The organism is Comamonas composti DSM 21721 (genome assembly GCF_000429845.1).
Taxonomy (GTDB): domain Bacteria; phylum Pseudomonadota; class Gammaproteobacteria; order Burkholderiales; family Burkholderiaceae_C; genus Comamonas; species Comamonas composti.
This window is the reverse complement of record NZ_KE386972.1, coordinates 47,660-69,203: the sequence shown is the minus strand read 5'-3', so window position 1 is coordinate 69,203 and position 21,544 is coordinate 47,660. Positions and strand designations below refer to the sequence as shown.

The following is a 21,544-nucleotide window of genomic DNA, read 5'->3' as shown; positions in this document are numbered from 1 at the left end:
AACCCTCGCCATCCGCACTTGACCACCGAGTGCTGCGCATACATTCCAGCAAGGATTCCCATGCAGCCCTTCATTCGCCTCCATCCTGCAGACGATGTCGTGATTGCCCGCACCCAGTTGATGGCAGGCACACCCATCGAAACCTTTACCAGCCGGGGGCTGGTGCCCCCAGGCCACAAGATTGCCGCCCGCGCCCTGGCCACAGGAACCCCCGTACGCCGCTACAACCAGGTCATAGGCTTTGCCAGCCAGCCGATCGCGGCCGGCGAGCATGTGCACGTGCACAACCTGGACATGGGGCCGGACAAGGGTGACTTTGCACGCGACTACGCATTCGGCACCGATCTCAAACCCGAAGAGGTACGCCGCGAAGCCGTCTTCATGGGTATTCGCCGTGCGGATGGGCGCGTAGCCACGCGCAACTACATAGGCATCTTGACCAGCGTGAACTGCTCGGCCACGGCAGCCCGCGCCATTGCCGAGCATTTCTCCCGTCGCAGCAATCCCGCAGCGCTGGCGCCCTATCCTCAGATAGATGGGGTGGTCGCACTCACCCATGGCACCGGCTGCGGCATGGCCAGCCAGGGCCTGGTCATGGACATGCTCCGGCGCACGCTGACCGGCTATGCCAGCCATGCCAATTTTGCTGGCGTGCTGGTGCTGGGCCTGGGCTGCGAGGCCAACCAGATCCGGGCCTGGATGGAGTCGGGTTCCTTGTCCGAGGGAAAAAACCTGCAGGTCTTCAATATCCAGGACAGCGGCGGCACACAGAAAACCGTGGACAAGGGGATTGCCTTGGTTACGCAAATGCTGGAGGGTGCCAACGCCGTGCAGCGCGTGCCCTGCAGCGCTGCAGCGCTGCGCATAGGCCTGCAGTGCGGCGGATCGGATGGATATAGCGGCGTCAGCGCCAACCCGGCCCTGGGAGCCGCCGTAGACCTGCTGATCGCCCATGGCGGCACGGCCATCCTGAGCGAGACACCTGAAATCTATGGCGCCGAGCATTTGCTCACACGCCGCGCCATCTCCACCGAAGTCGGGCATAAGCTGGTGCAGCGCATACATTGGTGGGAGGAATACACGCGCATCAACGGCGGTGAAATGAACAACAACCCCTCGCCTGGGAACAAGGCCGGCGGCCTGACCACCATCCTCGAAAAGTCCCTGGGCGCCGTGGCCAAAGGCGGCACCGGCAATCTGCAGGCGGTCTACGAATATGCCGAAGCCGTGCAGGCAGCAGGCCTGGTGTTTATGGATACGCCCGGCTACGACCCGGTGAGTGCCACCGGCCAGGTGGCAGGCGGCGCCAACCTCATCTGCTTCACCACGGGACGTGGCAGCGCCTATGGCTGTGCGCCCTCGCCCTCGCTCAAGCTGGCCACCAACAGCGCCCTCTGGCAGCGCCAGCAAGAAGATATGGACATCAATTGCGGCGAAATCATTGACGGCAGCTGCTCCATTACCGAAATGGGTGAGCGCATCTTCGCCCGTATGCTGGCCACCGCCTCGGGCGAAAAAACCAAGAGCGAACTGCATGGCTACGGACAAAACGAGTTCGTGCCCTGGCAAATAGGTGCGGTGATGTAAACCGGCCACCCTCCAGTCTCCCTGTCAGCTCCCTTAAGATTGCCCTCCGATGAAAGCGCCCGGCCCTCGTACCACCCCATCCAAACGCAGCACCGCCAACCACGGTGAGAATGCCCCATCCAACCAGGAGACGGAAGGCGACACGCCGCGCTACAACGCCCCGGCCCTGGACAAGGGTCTGGACATTCTGGAGCTGTTGTCCCAGGCCCAAAGCGGGCTGACGCTCAATGAAATCGCGCAGAACCTGGGGCGCAGCGTCAACGAGATCTTCCGTATGGTGGTGACACTGGAGCGCCGAGGCTATGCACTGCTCGATGCCAATGACCGCTACAGCCTGTCGCTCAAGCTGTTTGAGCTGGCCCACAAACAGCATTTCCTGCGCTCTCTGGTTGCCTCGGCCCTGCCTCTGCTGCGCGAGTTGGCCCAGCGCGCGCGCCAGTCCTGTCATCTGGCGATCTACCAGGGCGGACGGGTTGTGATCATTGCCCAGGTAGACAGTCCTGAACGTTGGTCCTTTGGACTCAAAGTGGGTGTCATGCTGGGGCTGACCGACACCTCCTCGGGCCATGTGTTGCTGGCCTTCAGAGACGAGGTTGAGCGCGCGCGCATGCTGGCAGCCCATGTCAAGGTCGATGGTGAACTCAGCATGGACCCAGGAGAGCTGTTCGACATCCTGGCCCAGGTGCGCCAGCAGACCCATGCCACCATGCCCAGCCGCCAGATACGCGGAGTCACCAACGTGGCCTTTCCCATCATGGGTGTGGCAGGCCATGTGATCGCCGCACTCAACGTGCCCTATATCGAGCGCATAGACGCACAGTCCAGCCCCGACCTGGAAGAGGTCAAGACCATTGTCAGCAGCATTGCTTCGCGCATATCCAAGGCCATGGGAGCGAGCTAGACCTCTTTTTCCGCCGTGCTGCAGAGCAGCCGTCATGGAATGCGCGCAGCAAGCCATGTCCTTTTCGTATTGAGCCAGCCGCTAGCGCTGGGTGGCATGCCAGCACAGCAGCGAGCCCAGCGTGACCAGGGCCACGCCCTGCCAGAACGGCCATCCCGGCTGCACCGCCAGCCAGATGCTGGCCCACAGCGCCGACAGCACGGGGGTGAAATAAGAGCCTGCTGCCATCACGGCCAGGTTGCCGCGCTGTATGCCATGTTCCCAGCAGCTGTAGCCTAAGGCGGTGCCGACAGCTATCGCCAGCACCTCCAGCACCACGCCCCAGGACCAGCGCATGGGCACGGTATCCACGGCCAGCCATTGCACCCACAGCACCACGGCCGTCAGCAGCACAAACAGGCCCACACCGTTGAAGCCGCCACCGTGCATGCGCGAGAGCACCGAGTACACCGGCCACAACAGGGCCGCCGCAAAGGCCAGGGCGTAAGCCAGGGGGTTGCTGTACATATGGGCGGCCAGCGCCTGCCACCAGGGCATGGCCTGCTCGCCATCTCCGCCCAGCACACACACCAGGCCCCAGATGCACAGGGCCACGCCCGGCCACAACCACCAGCGTGCCCGCTGCTGGCGGCACAGCACGGCCAGCACAATCGTCAGGCAGGGCCAGAGATAGTTGATCATGCCCAGCTCCATGGACTGGGCCCGGTCCTGGGCCAGGCCTATGGCCACGGACAGGCAAACCTCGTACAGCGCAAACAGCGCGCCGCAACCCAGCAGATAGACCTTGGACACGCTGCGCAACTGGGCCCTGCGCGGCATGCCCAGCACCGCAAACAGCAGTACGGCGCTGACGCTGTAGAGCATGGCGGCGCCCCCCAGCGCACCCAGGGCTTCGGAAACCGAGCGGATCAGGCCCACGGTGCTGCTCCAGCACAGCACGGCCACCAGCCCGATCAGGGTGGCGCGGCGCACGCCGGCGGCATCGCGGGCAAGAGGGGGAGCAGGCGCTGGCATGGCAGTAAATGCGTGGCGGATTCAAGTCCAAGTACAACAAAAGATCAATGCACGGCTTCAAGCTTGCAAAGCAAGCTGAGCCAGATGCTGTGCAGGCCGCCGAAGTACACCTTCGTGCTTGGGGCTATCAAAATCAATTGCTGCGCAGCAAGGCACGGCGCAGAAGGCGCGCAGCGCGGTTGCGAATCTGGAACGGGCTGTGGCTCATGGCCGGGCTGGAGCGGGCCCGCGCACAGGCGGCCAGAAAATCGTGCAGCAGCACGCTGTCGTCCAGGGTACTGGTGTCGGGGTTGCGGAACTGGAACTCCGGGTGCCACTGCGTGGCAGCGATATAGCTTTTGAGCGTGCTGGGGCGGCGGAAGATGGCTTCGGGAATCCGGTCCGGGACGCTCCAGGCCTCAATATCGAACTCGGGCGCCACGGTCTTGATCCCCTGGTGGTGGATGCTGTTCACGCGCGCACTGGTCTGGCCTTGATACAGCATGTGCAGCCGGCTGCCGGCAGCGATGCTGATGTCGTGGTAATGACGGTCGTACTCGCTGGCGTTGCGGTGCTGCTGGGATCCCGGCACCTGGGTCTCGATGTCCTGGTAGAGGGTGCCGCCAAAGGCCACGTTGATGAGCTGAAGGCCCCGGCACACGCCGAAGATGGGCTTGCCGGCCTGGGAAAAGGCCTCGACCAGGGCCAGGTCGTAGAGATCGCGCACGCGGTCGCCCAGCCATTCGGGGCGCATGGGCGCCTCGCCGTAGCTGCCCGGCCAGACGTCCGAGCCCCCATGCATGACCACGCCGTCCAGCCACTGCGCATAGTGCTCCAGCGTGACATCGCCACGCGCCGTCTCGCCCGTGGGGCAGGGCACCATGACCACCATGGCGCCGGCCGACATGATCCAGTGCGCAATCGACTGCTCCACATATTGGAGCGTCTTGCCCGTGAACAGCGGGCGTTGGGGATCTGCGTGGGAAAAGCAGGCCGACAGTCCTATCTTGAGGCGGCGTGAAACAAATGTGCTCATGAAGACAAAAAGCTTGAGGGCATGCCCGGAATCTTCCCGGAGCCGGAGCTGCAGAAAGCCGCCAGAATGCCCAGAGTGGGGGACAAGCCTTTGTTTTAAGCCCTGAAGCATGGCGGGGCGGTAAGAAATGGCTGATAAGACAGGTACTGCGCAGGGGTAAGCAGATCTATCTGGATGCAAGAGTTGGGTTGATGTATCTCAAATGTTTTCGGTCATCACACTTTAAAACGCCGGCGCTGCCACCCATTTTGGAGTGACCCGCCCATGGGCGCTCGTGTTGCGGTGCAGAAAGACCCAGCGGGCCAGGGTGGCTCGTGCTGACTAGGTGGTCGGCATGGCGTTACGATGGTCTTGCCGGTCTCTGACGGCTCGGTACCCCCGGCCGCAATGTTCGAGGCACGGCTTTTGGTGACTAGGAGGATATGCATGCAAGTTCAGGTTCATGCCGACGATTCCATACAAGGCGGAGAGTCCTTGGCGCAGTGGGCGCAGGCGGAAATCAATGCAAAACTCGCACGTCTCAAGGATTACGTGGTGCGTGTGGAGGTTTTTTTGACCGGCGTGGATGCGCTCAAGACCACGGGAGGCCCAGGCAAACGATGTGTGCTTGAGACCAGGGCCACGGGGCGCCCGCCGATCGCCGTGAATGCCGAGGCCGAAAAAGTCAAGGACGCGTTCAGCGCCGCCATGGAAAAGCTGCGCCGCGCGGTCGAGACCGATCTGGACAAACTCAAGGACAAGAAGGGCCGCGAGAGCGTGCGAGGAGTCGAGGGTGATGCTTCGATCCAGGCCGAGGAAGGCGCGGCCTGAGGCATCGGGCTAGGCGGTGCATGAGAGCCGCCTGCAAAAGCAAAGCGCCCTTTGAAGGGCGCTTTTTTACGGGCTCAGGGCTCGGCTCGATTCCGGAGGAAGAGGCTCAGACTGCGTTGAGCGCGCCAGGCGTGGTCAGCTTGTCGGCCACGAGCAGCTTTTGCATGTCGGCTTCGCTCATGATGCCCAGCTCCTGGGCCACGATGGCAATGCGTTTGCCGCTGGCAATTGCCGTCTTGGCAATGGAGGCCGATTTCTCATAGCCGATCAGCGGGTTCAGCGCCGTGACCAGGGTCACGGATTCGGCAATGCGCTCGTCCAGCAGCGAGGTGTTGGCCACAATGCCTTCCACGCAGTTGACCTGCAGCGTATGGCAGGCGCGCGACAGATGGCTGAGGCTCTGGTGCAGCGCCCAGGCCATCAGGGGCTCAAAGGCGTTGAGCTGCAACTGACCGGCTTCCGAGGCCATGGTGATGGCTACGTCATTGCCTATGACCTCGAAGCAGACCTGGTTCATGACCTCTGGGATCACCGGATTGACCTTGCCGGGCATGATGGACGAGCCGGCCTGGCGGGCCGGCAGCTTGATGTCGCCGACACCGGCCTGGGGCCCCGAGGACAGCAGGCGCAGATCGTTGCTGATCTTGGAGAGCTTGGAGGCAATGCGCTTCAAAATGCCGGAAATGTCCACAAATCCGCCGGTATCCGAGGTGGCCGCAATCAGATCGCCAGCCTTCACCACGGGTACGCCAGAGATTTTGGCCAGGGCTGCGACCACGGCATCGGCATAGCCCACGGGGGCGTTGATGCCCGTGCCGATCGCCGTGCCGCCCATGTTGACTTCGGCCATCAGATACGCGGATTCGCGCAGACGCTTCTCATCGTCTGCGATCATGGCTGCAAATGCCGTGAACTCCTGGCCCAGCGTCATGGGCACAGCATCCTGCAACTGGGTGCGGCCGATCTTCAGAATGGGCGCGAACTCCTGGGCCTTGGTCTCGAAGGCGCTGCGCAAGGCGGCCAGCGCAGCCAGCAGGTCCTGGATGCCGAAGTAGGTCGCAATCTTGACGGCCGTGGGGTAGGCGTCGTTGGTGCTTTGCGAAGCGTTGACATGGTCGTTGGGGTGGATCACGTCGTAGCGGCCTTTTTCCAAGCCCAGGTGCTCCAGCGCACGGTTGGCGATCACCTCATTGGCATTCATGTTGGTCGAGGTGCCGGCGCCGCCCTGGATCACGTCCACCACGAACTGCTCATGCAACTGGCCGGCGATCAAATCGTCACAGGCCTTGGATATCGCATCTGCCTGGGTGGCGTCGATCGCGCCCATCTGCAGGTTCGCCTGAGCAGCGGCCTTCTTCACGAACGCAAATGCACGCACCAGCTGGGGCATGCGGGACACGCTCTGGCCTGTGATCGGGAAATTCTCCACGGCACGGGCCGTGTGCACGCCCCAGTAGGCGTCGGGAGGGATGGTCTTGATACCGAGGAAGTCTTGCTCTTGGCGCATGGTCTTGGAAAAACTGAAATCAGATGGAAGAACGCCGCCCGTCTCGGGGCGGCGCAATGTTTCGGGCCAACCGGTCCGGCTTGTGGCCTCCCAGGCGTGGCGAAGCCCTGTGCGCGCGGCGGTCAGCGGCGCGGGACAGGGCGTTGGGACGGATTATGTAAGTGGTTGTGCATAAAGTCCATAGTTCCATGCATAACCTTGTTGTCCGACGATGGTTGCGCCATCTGATGCCAAAGATCGATTAATTTCACTTAAAAGATTCGAAGTCTGAGCTTGAAGTTTTTGCATGCATCTTTAATTCGCACTAATTTGGTGCGGATTGAGCTTGAGAAACAAAGCAGCACGCGCTCATGAGGCGCGAAGTACCACGCCTTCCAGCGAGGGCGCATGCAAGGCCGCCAGCGGTGAGTCGAGCATGGGACCGAAGCGGCGCCGGGCCTGTTCTGGCCAGGGCGAGCCTGCATAGCTTTGCGCCTCGGCCTCCCACTGGGCGCGGGCTTCGGCGATCTCCTCGGAGCTGCGTGCCACGAAGTTCCACCACAGGATCAGCGTCTCCTGCATGGGCTCGCCGCCGATGACCAGCAGGCGGGAGCCGGGGCTGGCCCGGATGTCGATCTGCGTCATGCCTGGGGGCAGATAAAGCAGCTCCTGCATGGCCAGTGCCTGACCCTGGACATGGACCTCACCTTCAAGCAAGAGCGCCGCATGCTCGAACCCGGCCAGCAAGGGCATGCAGGCACTCGCAAGCCCAGTCTCAGGCCCGTGTTGCGCCCCTGCCTGCAGGTCGACCCCCATGAGCGGCGTGTGTACGCGGGCGGGTGACTGAAGGCCCAGAGCCTGGCCAGCCAGCACCGTGGCCGTGAAGCCGCCAATCCGGGTTTGCGGCAGCAAGGGGTGGTGCTCGAAGCGCGGGGGGCAATGGCGCTCGGACTCGGGCAATGCAATCCAGAGCTGGGCCGCGTGGATATGCGAGGGCGTCTGGCTCTCCTCGGAGTGGGTGATGCCGTGGCCGGCCGTCATCAGGTTCACCTGGCCGGGACGGATGAGCTGGGTATTGCCCAGGCTGTCACGGTGCAGCACTTCGCCGCGAATCATCCAGGTAAAGGTCTGCAGGCCCAGGTGCGGATGAGGACCGACCTGCATGCCCGGAGGTGGCGGATCGGCCGGCCCCGCATGGTCGAGAAAGCACCAGGCCCCGACCTTGCGCAGGCCGCGCTGGGGCAGAGCCCGCAATATGGGAATGCCGCCTACATCGGCGGTACGCAATCTGAGCTTTCGGGACTCGGGGATCTCGGACATGGCGCTATGCTTGTTGGTTTGAACAGCGACCCGTGTGAGGGGCCTCAGGCTCGCGCGAAGAGCGCGCCTGTGCCAGAACCATAAGCGATGGCTGCGGTTTTGCCTGACACAGGCAACCCAGTGGGACTGGCAAAAGTGTGGGAGATGTGGCCCCAGGGTTTTGAACATGCTCTTACATGCCGCGACGGCGTTGTCCTGTCCAATCAAGAAAGCAGCAAGAGCTTGGCTACATTGGGATATACGAAATTTTTATCAAAGGAGAACACGCCATGAAAACATCCACAGACCAACACCTGGACACCACGGCCCAGGACGCTGAGGAGCAGACGCGCTTTTCCGAGCATTTCAAGGCCCGTATTGCAGCCACGGTTCCCTACCGCATAGGGGACGGGGCGCTGGAGGAGATTCCCGCCGACACCCAGGTTCAGGTGGACAAGGCGATTGCAAGCTTTGTGGTCTCCTGGGACAGCAACAGCCAGCCGGTGGTCGCAACCATCTCCAAGCACGAGTTTGAATACTATGTGGACGAAGGCAAGATCGAGATCCTGTCCTAGCCAGGCCGGCCGGCGCTGCCAGCCGAAAACACCGATCTGACCCCGCGAGACCCGCGGGGTTTTTTCATGCCTGCGCGCCAGGCTTCATGCGCAAGGGAATCTTCAGATAGTGCACGCCGTTGTCCTCGGGGCCTGGCCACTGGCCCGCGCGTGCATTGACCTGTATCGACGGCAGCAGCAGCGCCGGGGCTGCCAGGGTGGCATCGCGCTGCTCGCGCATGGCGACAAAGCTGGCTTCGTCCACGCCCTCATGCACATGGACATTGCTCTTGCGCTGGGCGGCTACCGTGGTTTCCCAGGCATAGTGCTCGCGCCCGGGGGCCTTGTAGTCATGGCACATGAACAGCCGCGTGGCGGGCGGCAAGGTCAGTAGTTTGCGGATGGAGCGGAACAGGGTCGCGGCGTCTCCGCCCGGGAAATCGGCACGGGCCGTACCGTAATCGGGCATGAACAGGGTATCGCCCACGAAGACGGCGTCTGCAATGCGGTAGGACACACAGGCAGGTGTATGGCCTGGAGTGTGCAGCACTTCGATGCACAACTCGCCGAGGGTCAGCGTCTCGCCCTCGGCCAGCAGCCGGTCGAAGGCCTGGTCCCGGGTCAGCTCGGGCATGTTGAACACCGGTGCAAAAAGACGTTGCACCTCGCGGATATGCTCGCCCACGGCAATCGGTGCACCGCTGCGTTCGCGCAGATAGGGCGCGGCACTCAAATGATCGGCATGGGCATGGGTTTCCAGTATCCAGCGCAGCTTGAGGCCATGGCTGGCCGCAGCACCGAGCAAGGCGTCGGCCGAGGCCGTGCCGGCTTCGCCGCTTCGGTGATCGTAGTCGAGCACCGGGTCGATGATGGCGGCCTCGGCCGTGGCCGCATCCCATACGAGATAGCTCACGGTATGCGTGGCTTCGTCGAAGAAAGCGGCGATTTGTGGTGACGCGCTCATTGGCAGGCTCCTGTTCTTGCTAGCGGGATGCTCATCTTGAAATTTATATTAGAATAATCTAAATTAGATTAGGCTAATATTAAATGACCGAATCCATCAAGCTCTCGGAGCAGGAATTCATGCAGCAGGGCGCCGCCAAGGCTGCGGCCTTGCTGCGTGCCGTGGGCAATGAGCATCGCCTGCTGGTGCTGTGCCTGCTGATCGCGCATGGTGAGTTGTCCGTGGGCGAGTTGCTGGAGCAGGTGCCGCTGAGCCAGTCGGCACTGTCCCAGCACCTGGCCAGAATGCGCGATCAAGGCCTGGTGAGCTTTCGGCGTGAAGCGCAAACGCTGTACTACCGCATTGACGATCCCGCAGTGCAGCAACTGGTTGCCACGCTCAAGAACATTTTCTGTGCCTGAGGGCGCAGGCCCGTTTTGAGTCCGTCCCCGTTTGTTATCAAGGAGACCTCCATGTCTTTGACCCCCGTTTCGCCCCAGACCGCGCAGCAGCTGGTATCTCAAGGAGCCCTGCTGGTCGACATACGCCCGGCCGATGAATATGCGCGCGAGCATATCGCCGGAGCCCGGCAATGCACGCTGGAGTTGATGGGAGAGTTGCCGCTCAGCGGCGGGCGATCTGTGGTGTTTCATTGCCGCTCGGGCAATCGCACGCGGCTCAGTGGCCAGGCCTTGCATCAGGCCTTGCCCACGGGCTGTGCGGGCTATGTGCTCGAAGGTGGGCTCGATGCCTGGAAAGCCCAGGGCCTGCCTGTGAAATTTGATGCGGCTCAACCGCTGGAGCTGCAGCGCCAGGTGCAGTTGGGCGCGGGATCCCTGGCTCTGCTGGGTGCAGTGCTGGGCGCCACGGTTTCGCCCTGGTGGCATCTGCTCTCGGCCTTCGTGGGCTGCGGTTTGATTCTGGCCGGAGCCACGGGTTTTTGTGGCCTGGCACGTGTACTGCTTCTTGCGCCCTGGAATCGAAAGCAATGACTGCCTGTGCGCAGGGCGGTCCTCCTGGTTTCACGTTGCAGAGAGATTGCTATTGAAAAAATAGCTTCAAGCGCTTTCTGTATAGGCGCTGGAGGCTTGTTTTTATAAAAGCTTAGTGCCCAGGGGCACTTCGCGGTCGGGCACGCATAGCGCAACTTCACCTTCGGCATTGTGAAAGCCCGTGACCAGGCACTCGGACTGGATGGGGCCGATCTGCTTCTTGGGAAAGTTCACCACGGCCACCACCTGGCGGCCCAGGAGGTCTTCAGGTTGGTAGAGGGCCGTGATCTGGGCGCTGGACTTGCGCAGGCCGATCTCGGGGCCGAAGTCGACTTGCAGCACATAGGCGGGCTTGCGCGCCTCCTTGAACACCTGGGCGTCGACAATGCGGCCCACGCGCAGCTCGACCTTGAGAAAGTCGTCAAAACCAATGGGATTGTGAATGCTCATGTGCGCATGATGCCTGCGTTGCCGGCCTTGCTTTGTAGAGCAACGCTTGTACTGCGCATCCCATGGGTCTGCTAGCCCCAGCGCCATTCAGGCTGTACCAGGCCCAGCACAAACCAGATCGTATGGACTATCCACTGCAGCAGCACATACAGCCGGATCTGTTCGGCGCTCCATAGACTGGCATACCAGGTGTCCAGGGCCAGGCCGGCGCGCCAGCCTTCCAGCCAGGCCGCGCCGCCGCGACACAGGACCCAGTAGAAAAAGGCGCTGTTGAGCGCAAACCAGAGAAGCCAGGCGCCAAGACTCATGGGCTGTGTGAGGATGTCGCGGCGTCATGCCGCCTTTGGGTTGCCAGAATGCACTGGAGCCCGTCGCAGAGCTCAAGCATAGCCTGGGTCGCTGGACACGATGGCTTTGAACTCCAGTGCGCGTTGGGTAGCTGTTGAGATCAGGACGGGTCACGGACATGAAAAAAGCCAGTGCAATCAAGCACTGGCTTTTTGATAGCTGCCAGCGCTCGTCAGCACTGGCTTTAAGGGCGATTTGACCTTATTTTGCGGCGACCACGCGCACCATTTCCAGGCACTTGTTGGAGTAGCCCCACTCGTTGTCATACCAGGAGACGACCTTCACAAAGGTCTTGTCCAGGGCAATGCCGGCTTCAGCGTCGAACACCGAGGTGCAGCTTTCGCCACGGAAGTCGGTGGCCACCACCTTGTCCTCGGTGTAGCCAAGCACGCCCTTCATGGCGCCTTCGCTCTGGGCCTTCATCTCGGCGCAGATTTCCTCGTAGCTGGCTTCGCTGTTCAGCTCCACGGTCAGGTCGACCACGGACACGTCCGAGGTGGGCACGCGGAAGGACATGCCGGTCAGCTTCTTGTTGAGCTCGGGGATCACTACGCCCACGGCCTTGGCAGCGCCAGTGCTGGAGGGAATGATGTTTTCCAGAATGCCGCGGCCGCCGCGCCAGTCCTTGTTGGACGGGCCGTCCACGGTCTTTTGCGTAGCCGTGGCGGCGTGCACGGTGGTCATCAGGCCGCGCTTGATGCCCCACTTGTCGTTCAAGACCTTGGCCACGGGGGCCAGGCAGTTGGTGGTGCACGAGGCGTTGGAGATCACGTCCTGGCCGGCGTAGGTCTTGCAGTTCACGCCGAACACGAACATCGGGGTTGCGTCCTTGGAAGGCGCGGACATGATGACCTTCTTGGCACCGGCAGCGATGTGCTTGCGCGCGGTCTCGTCGGTCAGGAACAGGCCCGTGGCTTCGATCACGATGTCGGCGCCGACTTCGTTCCACTTCAGGGCAGCGGGGTCGCGCTCCTGCGTGAGGCGGATCTTCTTGCCATTGACGATGAGGTTGGAGCCCTCGACCGAGACTTCGTCCTTGAAGCGGCCGTGCACGCTGTCGTACTTGAGCATGTAGGCCAGGTAGTCGGGCTCGAGCAGGTCGTTGATGCCCACGACTTCGATGTCGTTGAAGTTTTGCACGGCTGCACGGAACACCATGCGACCGATGCGGCCGAAACCGTTGATACCGATTTTGATTGTCATAGTTGCCTCTTGATGGACGGATTGTGGATTAGCGAAAACCAGAGGATTGTGCCCAGCCGGCCAGGGCCTGGCGTCAAAAAGGGGCCAAAGGCCCCTTTGCATTACTTGCCGGCGCGCTGCAGGGCGGCTTGCACGGTGTCGGCCACGTTCTCGGCCGTGAAGCCGAAGTGCTTGAACAGCACGGGCGCGGGCGCGGATTCACCATAGCTGTCTATGCCGACCACGGCGGCGCAGCCGTATTTCCACCAGAAGTCGCTCACGCCCATTTCGACGGCAATGCGCGGCAGGCCCGCGGGCAGCACGGACTGCTTGTAGGCCACATCCTGCTGGTCGAAGGTGGTGGTGCTGGGCATGGAGACCACGCGCACGGCAATCTTTTGCGTGGCCAACTGCTTTTGGGCGGCCAGGGCCAGTTGCACTTCCGAGCCGGTGGCGATGATCACGGCCTGGGCCTTCTTGCCCTTCAGGCCCACATCCTTGGGCTCGGACAGCACATAGGCGCCGCAGGCGATGTTGTCCAGCGCTTCCTCGCTTTTGGGCGAGTAGGCGAGGTTCTGGCGCGAGAGCAGCAGGGCTGCGGGCTTGTTCTTGCGGCTCAGGGCCACGGTCCAGGCGACGGCGGTCTCGGTGGTGTCGGCGGGGCGCCACACGTCCAGGCCGGGGATCATGCGCAGCGAAGCGGCATGCTCGATGGACTGGTGGGTGGGGCCGTCTTCGCCCAGGCCGATGGAGTCGTGGGTGAACACATGGATTACGCGCTGCTTCATCAGCGCCGCCATGCGTATCGCATTGCGGCTGTAGTCGCTGAAGGTCAGAAAGGTGCCTGCATAGGGGATGAATCCGCCGTGCAGCGCAATGCCGTTCATGATGGCGGCCATGCCGAATTCGCGCACGCCGTAGTTGATGTGGCGGCCGATCTTGCCGTCCTCGGTCTTGACCACGGCACCCTTGGCATCCACACGGAAGGCGGGCGTGCTCTTGGTGTTGGTCAGGTTGGAGCCGGTCAGGTCGGCCGAGCCGCCCAGCAGTTCGGGCAGGGCTGCCGTGAGGCCTTCCAGGGCCAGCTGGCTGGCCTTGCGGCTGGCCACGGTGGCTGCCTGGTCATGCGCGTCCGAGGCGATCTGGGCGGCGATCTCGCCGAAGTTGACGGGCAGCTCGCCGGCCATGCGGCGCTTGAATTCAGCCGCCTGCGCGGGGAAGGCCTTGGTGTAGGCCGCGAATTTCTTGTCCCAGGCGGCTTCGGCCTTCTTGCCCGCGGCCTTGGCATCCCAGTCGGCATAGACCTCGGCGGGGATTTCAAACGGGCCGTGCTCCCAGCCAAGGGCTGCGCGGGTGAGTGCGATTTCCTCGGCGCCCAGAGGCTCGCCGTGGGCCTTGGCCGTGCCTGCGCGGTTGGGCGAGCCCTTGCCTATGCTGGTCTTGCAGCAGATCAGCGTGGGCTTGCTGCTGCTTTTCTTGGCGGCGGCAATGGCCTTGTCCACGGCTTCCACGTCGTGGCCGTCCACGGCGCGGATCACGTTCCAGCCGTAGGCCTCGAAGCGTGCCGGCGTATCGTCGCCAAACCAGGGCGTGACCTGGCCGTCGATGGAGATGCCGTTGTCGTCCCACAGCGCGATCAGCTTATTTAATTTCCAGGCGCCAGCCAGGGCGCAGGCCTCGTGGCTGATGCCTTCCATCAGACAGCCGTCACCGAGGAACACGAACGTGTGGTGATCGACGATGGCATGGCGCGGCTGGTTGAACTCGGCGGCCAGCAGCTTTTCGGCCAGCGCAAACCCCACGGCATTGGTAATGCCCTGGCCCAGGGGGCCGGTGGTGGTTTCCACGCCAGGTGTGATGCCCACTTCAGGGTGGCCTGCGGTCTTGCTGTGCAACTGGCGAAAATCCTTGAGCTCCTGCAGGGGCAGGTCGTAGCCCGAGAGATGCAGCAGCGCGTAGATCAGCATGGAGCCGTGACCGTTGGAGAGGATGAAACGGTCGCGGTTGGCCCATTGGGGGTTGGCCGGGTTGTGCTGGAGGTGGCGGCTCCACAAGGCCACAGCCATATCGGCCATGCCCATGGGGGCGCCGGGGTGGCCGGAATTGGCTTGTTGAACAGCATCCATTGCGAGTGCGCGAATCGCATTCGCCATTTGTTGATTGTTGGCCATCGAGCGCTCCGTAAAGGAGGGTGTTGTCTGAGTAAGCCCGGCATTTTAAGGGAGGCCGTTTTTGAGTGCGCATTGCGCGGGCAATGGTCTACAGTCGTGCATCCTGTAAATGCCTATGGTTGACTTTTGCCTGCAGCGTATGAGCGTCTCTTTCACTTCTCTTGCCGTCCCTTCTGTCGAGTTGCGCCAGCAGCCTCCGGCCATGCTGCTGGCCGCCGGGCGGGGCCAGCGCATGCGGCCGCTGACCGATGCCATGCCCAAGCCTTTGCTGGCCGTGCACGGGCGCTCGCTGCTCGAGCACCAGTTCGAGGGCCTGAGCCGTGCCGGCGTGGCGCGCGCAGTGATCAACACAGGCTGGCTGGGCGAGCAGATTCCTGCACGCTTTGGCCATGAGTACGAGGCGCCAGGCCCGGATGGCCAGCCTTGCCGGCTCACGCTCGACTACTCGATCGAGCCTCAGCAGGCGCTGGAGACCGGCGGCGGCATTGCGCGTGCCCTGCCCATGCTGAGCCAGGTTTTCTGGCTGGCCGCAAGCGATGTCTATGCGCCCGATTTCGGCTTTCCCCTGGCGCGCGCCAAGGCCTTTGCGGCCAGCGGCAAGCTGGCGCACCTGTGGCTGGTTCCCCGGCCCGACTACCTGCCGCGTGGCGACTTCGGCCTCGGCGAAGACGGGCTGGCGCTGGACCTGCCTGCCGATACCTCGCAGACCCTCTACACCTACAGCACGCGCGCCCTGCTGCGGGCCGAGCTGTTTGCCCGTCCCTGGTGCGACATACCTGCAGGCAATCCCGATGGGATCATCACCTCGGTCGTGCCCCTGCTGCGCGCCGCCATGGCCCAGGGCCTGGTCAGTGCCGAGATCTACGGCGGCCGCTGGATGGATGTGGGCACCCCCGAGCGGCTGGCGCAGATCAACCGGAATGCGTTCTAGTGTTCTGAGTCGAGGGTTTGAGCGCAGAGCTTTTACTCCAGGGCACCTGGGGCGCTGCCAGCGGCCTTAACCCTGCCGCAAGTCCGCTCCCGGACAATGCGCCCACCTTCACCATTTCGCCTGCTGGGCGTCTGCGCGAGTTTTCATGACCGTTGTTCAGTACCTGCTGTTTCTGGCCCTGGTGGGCCTGGCCACGTTCTGCCAGAACCTTACAGGCTTTGCATTCGGCCTGATCTTTGTGGGCGTGGCCGGCGCCAGCGGGCTCATGAGCATTGCCGATGCGGCCAATGTGGCCTGTCTGCTGTCCATCGTGAACGGCGTGGCCTATCTGCGCGCCCATCAGGCCAAGGAGAACAATCCTCTGCTGCGGCCCATGCTGATCAGCAGCGTGGTCGGTGTGGTGGCTGGCGTCTTGCTGCTGCAGTGGCTCAGTGGCAATGCCTTGAACGTCTTGAGCATGTTGCTGGGCGTGGCCATCGTCGCCTGTGCCTTGCTGCTGTTGCTGCAGCAAAAGGTCAATGCCCAGGTCTCGGGCCCGCTGCCGCTGTGGATTGCCGGCCTGGCCTCGGGCCTGCTGGGCGGTCTGTTCGCGACACCGGGGCCGCCCATGGTCTACCACCTGTACCGCCAGCCTCTGGACAGAATGCTGGTGCGCCGCTGCCTGTTCGTGATGTTCGTCACCTGTGCCGTGTTGCGCCTGGTGCTGGTGGCACTGGACGGGCAGATCACAGGCCATGTGCTGCTGGCGGCGGCCCTGGCCTTTCCCGTGGTCACCGGTGTGACCTGGCTGCATGTGCGCCGCCCGCCGCAACTGCCCAAGCAGCTGGTGGAGTGGCTGGTGTGTCTGCTGCTGGTGCTCTCGGGTCTGAGCCTGCTGGCCTCGGGCTGGAATGCGGGCCGGGTTGCAGGCGGGCAGATGGCCGTTGGCAGCACTTTTTAGCCCCGGGACGTTCGGGGTGCGCGCCTGCGCATTACGATAGCCGGCATGACTTGCGTATATGCCCAACGCCGTGCGCTCCTGGCCGCCCAACTGGGCGCAGGTGGCGTCGCCATCATCCCTACTGCGCCCGAACGCGCGCGCAACCGGGACACCGGTTATCTCTACCGCCACGACAGCTATTTTTACTATCTCACGGGTTTTTCCGAGCCCAATGCCTGTCTGGTGCTGGGCGCGGACGGCACGAGCGTGCTGTTTTGCCAGCCCAAGGATCTGGAGCGCGAGATCTGGGATGGCATACGCCTGGGGCCCGAGGCCGCCGTGGCCGAGCTGGGCGTGAGCCAGGCGTACTCCTGCACCGAGCTCGATGCGCGCCTGCCGCGCCTGCTCGAAAACCGCGAGCGTGTCTGGTTTCCGTTCGCCACGCATGAAGGCCTGGCGGCACGCGTCGAGGCCTGGCTTGGCCAGGTCAAGGGCCGCGTGCGCTTCGGCGCCCAGTGTCCGGCCGAGCAGGCCGACCTGTGTGCGCTGCTCGACGAGATGCGCCTGGTCAAGGACGCGCACGAAATAGCCATTCTGCGCCGTGCAGCGGCCATCAGCGCCCGGGCGCACATGCGCGCCATGCAGCGCTCGGCACGCATGCTGCGTGCAGGCCAGGAGGTGCGCGAGTATCACCTTGATGCCGAGCTGTTGCACGAATTCCGCCAGCAGGGCTCGCAATATGTGGCCTATGGCTCCATCGTCGCGGCCGGCGCTAACGCCTGCGTGCTGCACTACCAGGCCGACAAGGCGCCCGTGCGCGCGGGCGAGCTGGTGCTCATCGATGCGGGCTGCGAGCTCGACGGCTATGCGAGCGACATCACGCGCACCTTCCCCGCCGACGGGCGTTTCACCGGGCCGCAGCGCACGCTCTACGATCTGGTGCTGGCCAGCCAGAAGGCGGCGGTGGCGACCACGCGGGCGGGCGCGCGCTTCGACGATGTGCACGACGCGGCCGTGGCCGTGCTGGCCCAGGGCATGCTGGATCTGGGTTTGCTGGACAGGTCCAAATACGGCAGCGCCCAGGACGTGATCGAGTCGCGCGCCTACTTCCAGTTCTACATGCACCGCACCGGCCACTGGATGGGCATGGATGTGCACGACTGCGGCAGCTATGTGGAGCCCGGCGAGCCGGGACCGGACAGCGAGCGCAGGGATCCGCTCTCGGGTGAGCTCATCATCCACCGGCCCAGCCGCATTCTGCGCCCCGGCATGGTGACCACCATCGAGCCCGGCATCTATGTGCGGCCCGCGCCCGGCGTGCCCGAGCCGTTCCACAACATAGGCATTCGCATCGAGGATGACGCCGTGGTCACGGAAACCGGCTGCGAGCTCATCACGCGCGGCGTGCCTGTGGAGGCCGACGAGATCGAGGCCTTGATGCGCGACTGAGGGCGCCAGGCCGCCGTGCGGCGCGGGCGCAACAGTTGCAGCCTGCCGGCGCTGCAAAACCTGGTCAGCTGCATCGGCTCTGGCTAGACTTGGCGCCTTCATCCCCAAGCCACCCGGCGCGCGCAAGCACCCGGGGCCGCGCTTGCAGAACATCTCTCACCCATGCAAAGGAGCAGCGCCATGACTGCACAACAGCCAATCCATTTCCTTTGCTGCAACACGCTGGCCGCGCTGGCCTGACTTTTCCCTGCCGGTCATGCGCCGGCTTTGCCCCAGGCCCTGTGCCTGAAGGCCTGACGAAAGAACCAGCGCAACAGCTTCGCAGCGCTTGTCCGGGCTCCCGCCAATGCCGGGTGCCCGGGGCTTTATTTCGCTTCAAGGTTTTTCAATGGGCCATTTTTCCCATCACGGCGAGGCGCGCGTCAGCGTCATCGCCAACCAGCGCGTGTGGATCGAGGATGCCGCGCTGGAGCAACTGCGCATCACGGCCAGGCTGCCCCATGTGCGTGCCGCTGTAGGTCTGCCGGATCTGCATCCGGGCCGGGGCTATCCCGTGGGCGCCGCGTTCTTCTCCACAGGCCACTTCTACCCGGCCCTGGTCGGCGGCGATATAGGCTGCGGCATGAGCCTGTGGCGCACGGACATGCGCGCGCATGCGACATCGGCCAGCAAGCTCGAAAAGCGGCTGGGCTGCATAGACGGACCCTTGCCCGAGGCCCTCATGCAGGAGGCCGCAGCCGAGCTGGCCCTGCTGCCCATGGCGCAACTGCCGGCCACGGCCGACATGCTGGCCCAGAGCCTGGGCACGATTGGCGGCGGCAACCACTTTGCCGAGCTGCAGGTCGTGGACACGGTCTACGGCGAGCAGCCGGGGCTGGATGCGAGGCAGGTCCATCTGCTGGTGCACAGCGGTTCGCGCGGCCTGGGCGGTGCCATCTTGCGCGAGCATGTGGATGCGCACGGTCATGCAGGCCTGGTCCAGGACTCGCCCGAGGCTCAGGCCTATCTGGCAAGACACGATGCGGCCCTTGCCTATGCGGTCCTGAACCGCCGCTGGATCGCGCAGCGCATTCTCCAGGCCTTGCGCTGCAAGGCCGAGTGCCTGCTCGATGTCAGCCACAACCATGTGCTGCCTGCACGCGTGGACGGCGAGGCCGGCTTCTTGCACCGCAAGGGAGCCACGCCGGCCGATCAGGGCCTGGTGATGATTCCGGGCTCGCGCGGGGATTACAGCTACCTGGTCCAGCCCTGTGCGGACCGCCATGAGGCCCTGGACTCCCTGGCCCATGGCGCGGGCCGCAAATGGGCGCGCAGCGACTGCATGGGCCGCCTGGCCCACAAGTTCCGTGCCGATGCGCTGCGCAAGACGCGCTTTGGCAGTGCCGTGATCTGTCACGACAAGGGCTTGCTGTTCGAGGAGGCGCCCCAGGCCTACAAGGATGTGGACTCCGTGGTCGCTTCCCTGGTCGAGGCCGGCCTGGTACAGCTGGTGGCGCGCTTCAAGCCCTTGCTGACCTACAAGAAAGGCCTTGCCGCATGCTGCTAGTTCAGATCACGGCGGCCCGCGGGCCTGCCGAATGCGAGCGCGCCGTGGTGCAGGTCTTGCAGGCCATGCAGGCCGATGCACGGGGGCAGGGAGTGAGGCTGGACGTGGTGCAGGAGCAGGCCACGCACGCCGGCTTCAAATCCCTGCTGCTCAAGCTGGAGCCCGAGGGTCCGGGCTCCAGTGCCTGGCTGACGGGCTGGCTGGGAAGCGTGCAATGCGTTTTTTCCAGCCCCTTCAGGCCAGGTCACCGGCGCAAGAACTGGTTCGTGGGTGTGCAGCGCTGCGAGCTGCCGCCGTCGCGCCTGCTGGCCGTGGAGGACGGCTCCATTGCCTATCAGGCCTGCCGCGCCTCGGGCAAGGGCGGCCAGCATGTGAACACCACGGACTCGGCCGTGCACGCCGTGCATGTGGCCAGCGGCATCAGCGTCAAGGTCATGTCCGAACGCAGCCAGCATGCGAACAAGCGCCTGGCCCGGATCCTGATCGCGCTGAAGCTGGCCGAGCTGGCCCAGGAGAGCGAGGGCCGGGCACGGCGCGCGCTCAATCTCCAGCACTGGTCCGTGGACCGCGGAAGCCCCTGTCGGGTGCTGCGAAATTAAGCAAATACATAGGAAAGTTTGATGTAATAGTTGAAACTAAATTCAATCAATCTGACAAGGTATTTCTCCGTGCTGCAAGCCTCGGGTCAAGGACGGCATGCTGGTTCCAAGGGCATTCACCTGCTGCGACGCGAAGGCCAAGGGCCGCAAAGGGCGCTGGTTTTCAGCGGCTAGCGCATAGACTCGGAGCCCTTGGCAACAGGTTTTGATGCGCTGCCGATTGACCCGCTTGGTCATGGGCATCCAACGTGGCTCCGTGCTTTGCACGGGGCGCGTTCAGGAGCAGGTTGCCGGCCCCATGTTTTCCCCATGTCCTGCAAGAAGATCCGCTGCGGTCCTGCCAGGGATGGGCCTTGTTTCACTTGCCAATCGACTGCGTTGCACATGACCGCTTCGCCGAGCACAACCCAGGCCTGTTGCGATCTGACCGACAGGGGCTGGCGCAGCTGTGTGCTGCTGTGGCTGCTGGGCTTGCCGGGGGCTTCGGCCCTGGCCTGGGGCATGCTGCCCGAATGGCTGGCCGATCTGGGGCTGGTCGGTGTTCCTGTTGATTTCTCGCTGCTGTGCATGGGGGGGCTGGCCGTGGTGCTCGCCATGTGTGTGGCGCTGGGCTGCCGGCTCGGCCCAGGTCTGGGCCTGAGGGCGCCTGTGCTCACGGCCTGGGCCTCGGGGCGGCCGGTTCGGCACTTGATGGCGCAGCAGGTACTACCGGGCATGGCGGGCGGCATTCTGGGCGCCGTGCTGCTGATCTCCCTGGCCCTGATCTGGCCCGAGAGCCTGCCGCTGATCGATCCCGTGTATGCCATGCCCTTGAGCGTCAAGCTGCTGTACGGCGGCATCACCATGGAACTGGTCACCCGCCTTGGCGGGCTCACGCTGGTGATGTGGCTGCTGTGGCGTCTGGCCGGCAGCCCGGAGCAGGCGCCGGACTGGCGGCTGGGCGCGGCGGCAGTACTGCTTTGCGCACTGCTCTGGGGCGCGGCAGAGCTGGCCCTGGCGCTGGCCCTGGCCGGCGACTGGCCCATGCACATGGGCTGGCCGCTGCTGCTGTGCGAGACCATTTATGGCGCGCTCGCAGGCTTTCTGTTCTGGCGTCATGGCCTGGAGTCGGCCATCTTTGCGCACCTGATCACCTATCTGTTGTCACACGGGCTGGGCTAAGAGCCTGTTCTCTCATAACGATAGCTGGTAGCGCTTGCTGCTGGCTGATTCCAGTATTGATGAGGCTTGAAATCAAGCAAAGGCAAGCGCTAGCAGCTCCTGAATTGATTGTGAAATACTCGGGCCTGGGTTTGTGCCTGGGGATCGATGTAACCGCATCCATGTAAGATCCGAAACTCGATTACCA

General features: G+C 63.7%; 21 protein-coding genes. 12 read left to right on the top strand and 9 right to left on the bottom strand.

The window, feature by feature from the left end; translation table 11 throughout:
- Positions 1-60 precede the first annotated feature (60 nt).
- Both G486_RS0119005 and G486_RS0119000 read left to right on the top strand, forming a co-directional pair.
- Positions 61-1,587, top strand: coding sequence for a UxaA family hydrolase (locus tag G486_RS0119005; protein WP_027016960.1), 1,527 nt, complete (start codon positions 61-63; stop codon positions 1,585-1,587).
- Positions 1,588-1,636: 49 nt separating this feature from the next.
- Entirely contained in the window at positions 1,637-2,488 is an 852-nt protein-coding gene (locus G486_RS0119000; protein WP_027016959.1) for an IclR family transcriptional regulator, read from the top strand.
- An 81-nt stretch (positions 2,489-2,569) separates the two neighbouring features.
- On the opposite strand, the gene yddG is transcribed toward G486_RS0119000, so the two are convergent.
- Positions 2,570-3,502: an aromatic amino acid DMT transporter YddG gene (gene yddG, locus G486_RS0118995; RefSeq protein WP_034388468.1), complete on the bottom strand. Its 933-nt coding sequence runs from the start codon at positions 3,500-3,502 to the stop codon at positions 2,570-2,572.
- Positions 3,503-3,635: 133 nt separating this feature from the next.
- The gene (locus G486_RS0118985; protein ID WP_027016957.1) at positions 3,636-4,517 is read right to left on the bottom strand and encodes a gamma-glutamyl-gamma-aminobutyrate hydrolase family protein; all 882 of its coding nucleotides are present in this window, start codon (positions 4,515-4,517) and stop codon (positions 3,636-3,638) included.
- A 426-nt stretch (positions 4,518-4,943) separates the two neighbouring features.
- Between G486_RS0118985 and G486_RS0118980 the strand changes: the two genes are divergently transcribed.
- Positions 4,944-5,327 carry an HPF/RaiA family ribosome-associated protein gene (locus G486_RS0118980; protein WP_027016956.1) on the top strand — a complete coding sequence of 128 codons (384 nt, stop codon included), beginning with the start codon at positions 4,944-4,946 and terminating at the stop codon, positions 5,325-5,327.
- Positions 5,328-5,433: 106 nt separating this feature from the next.
- On the opposite strand, the gene G486_RS0118975 is transcribed toward G486_RS0118980, so the two are convergent.
- Entirely contained in the window at positions 5,434-6,834 is a 1,401-nt protein-coding gene (locus tag G486_RS0118975; RefSeq protein ID WP_027016955.1) for an aspartate ammonia-lyase, read from the bottom strand.
- Between the two features lie 348 nt (positions 6,835-7,182).
- Positions 7,183-8,133 (bottom strand): pirin family protein, encoded by a 951-nt coding sequence (locus tag G486_RS0118970; protein WP_027016954.1) that lies wholly within the window; start codon positions 8,131-8,133, stop codon positions 7,183-7,185.
- Positions 8,134-8,402: 269 nt separating this feature from the next.
- Between G486_RS0118970 and G486_RS0118965 the strand changes: the two genes are divergently transcribed.
- The gene (locus tag G486_RS0118965) at positions 8,403-8,687 is read left to right on the top strand and encodes a hypothetical protein (RefSeq protein WP_027016953.1); all 285 of its coding nucleotides are present in this window, start codon (positions 8,403-8,405) and stop codon (positions 8,685-8,687) included.
- A gap of 64 nt (positions 8,688-8,751) precedes the next feature.
- Here G486_RS0118965 and G486_RS0118960 read toward each other — a convergent pair whose 3' ends face one another.
- A complete protein-coding gene (locus G486_RS0118960) occupies positions 8,752-9,630 on the bottom strand; it encodes an MBL fold metallo-hydrolase (protein ID WP_034388465.1) in 879 nt (292 codons plus the stop codon).
- An 83-nt stretch (positions 9,631-9,713) separates the two neighbouring features.
- Here G486_RS0118960 and G486_RS0118955 point away from each other — a divergent pair, with 83 nt between their 5' ends.
- Positions 9,714-10,031, top strand: a complete 318-nt coding sequence (locus tag G486_RS0118955) for an ArsR/SmtB family transcription factor (RefSeq protein WP_027016951.1) — start codon at positions 9,714-9,716, stop codon at positions 10,029-10,031.
- Positions 10,032-10,082: 51 nt separating this feature from the next.
- Positions 10,083-10,601 (top strand): rhodanese family protein, encoded by a 519-nt coding sequence (locus G486_RS0118950; RefSeq protein WP_027016950.1) that lies wholly within the window; start codon positions 10,083-10,085, stop codon positions 10,599-10,601.
- Positions 10,602-10,703: 102 nt separating this feature from the next.
- Here the strand turns inward: G486_RS0118950 and G486_RS0118945 are convergent, their stop codons facing one another.
- From G486_RS0118945 to tkt, 4 genes are all read right to left on the bottom strand, one after another.
- A complete protein-coding gene (locus G486_RS0118945) occupies positions 10,704-11,051 on the bottom strand; it encodes a tRNA-binding protein (RefSeq protein ID WP_027016949.1) in 348 nt (115 codons plus the stop codon).
- 71 nt (positions 11,052-11,122) lie between these two features.
- The gene (locus G486_RS0118940; protein ID WP_027016948.1) at positions 11,123-11,359 is read right to left on the bottom strand and encodes a hypothetical protein; all 237 of its coding nucleotides are present in this window, start codon (positions 11,357-11,359) and stop codon (positions 11,123-11,125) included.
- A 241-nt stretch (positions 11,360-11,600) separates the two neighbouring features.
- Positions 11,601-12,602 carry a type I glyceraldehyde-3-phosphate dehydrogenase gene (gene gap / locus G486_RS0118935; RefSeq protein ID WP_027016947.1) on the bottom strand — a complete coding sequence of 334 codons (1,002 nt, stop codon included), beginning with the start codon at positions 12,600-12,602 and terminating at the stop codon, positions 11,601-11,603.
- Positions 12,603-12,703: 101 nt separating this feature from the next.
- The gene (tkt, locus tag G486_RS0118930; RefSeq protein WP_027016946.1) at positions 12,704-14,752 is read right to left on the bottom strand and encodes a transketolase; all 2,049 of its coding nucleotides are present in this window, start codon (positions 14,750-14,752) and stop codon (positions 12,704-12,706) included.
- Positions 14,753-14,891: 139 nt separating this feature from the next.
- Here tkt and G486_RS0118925 point away from each other — a divergent pair, with 139 nt between their 5' ends.
- From G486_RS0118925 to G486_RS0118900, 6 genes are all read left to right on the top strand, one after another.
- Positions 14,892-15,683, top strand: coding sequence for a nucleotidyltransferase family protein (locus G486_RS0118925; protein WP_027016945.1), 792 nt, complete (start codon positions 14,892-14,894; stop codon positions 15,681-15,683).
- A gap of 145 nt (positions 15,684-15,828) precedes the next feature.
- A complete protein-coding gene (locus tag G486_RS0118920) occupies positions 15,829-16,623 on the top strand; it encodes a TSUP family transporter (protein ID WP_027016944.1) in 795 nt (264 codons plus the stop codon).
- Positions 16,624-16,668: 45 nt separating this feature from the next.
- On the top strand, positions 16,669-18,051 hold the full coding sequence (locus G486_RS0118915; protein WP_027016943.1) for an aminopeptidase P N-terminal domain-containing protein: 1,383 nt from the start codon (positions 16,669-16,671) through the stop codon (positions 18,049-18,051).
- A gap of 388 nt (positions 18,052-18,439) precedes the next feature.
- A complete protein-coding gene (locus G486_RS0118910; protein ID WP_027016942.1) occupies positions 18,440-19,597 on the top strand; it encodes an RNA ligase RtcB family protein in 1,158 nt (385 codons plus the stop codon).
- Complete coding sequence (gene prfH / locus G486_RS0118905; protein WP_027016941.1) at positions 19,588-20,196, top strand: peptide chain release factor H; 609 nt, start codon at positions 19,588-19,590, stop codon at positions 20,194-20,196. Before G486_RS0118910 ends, prfH begins: the two co-directional genes overlap by 10 nt.
- A gap of 384 nt (positions 20,197-20,580) precedes the next feature.
- Positions 20,581-21,357, top strand: a complete 777-nt coding sequence (locus G486_RS0118900; protein ID WP_051303677.1) for a hypothetical protein — start codon at positions 20,581-20,583, stop codon at positions 21,355-21,357.
- Positions 21,358-21,544 lie beyond the last annotated feature (187 nt).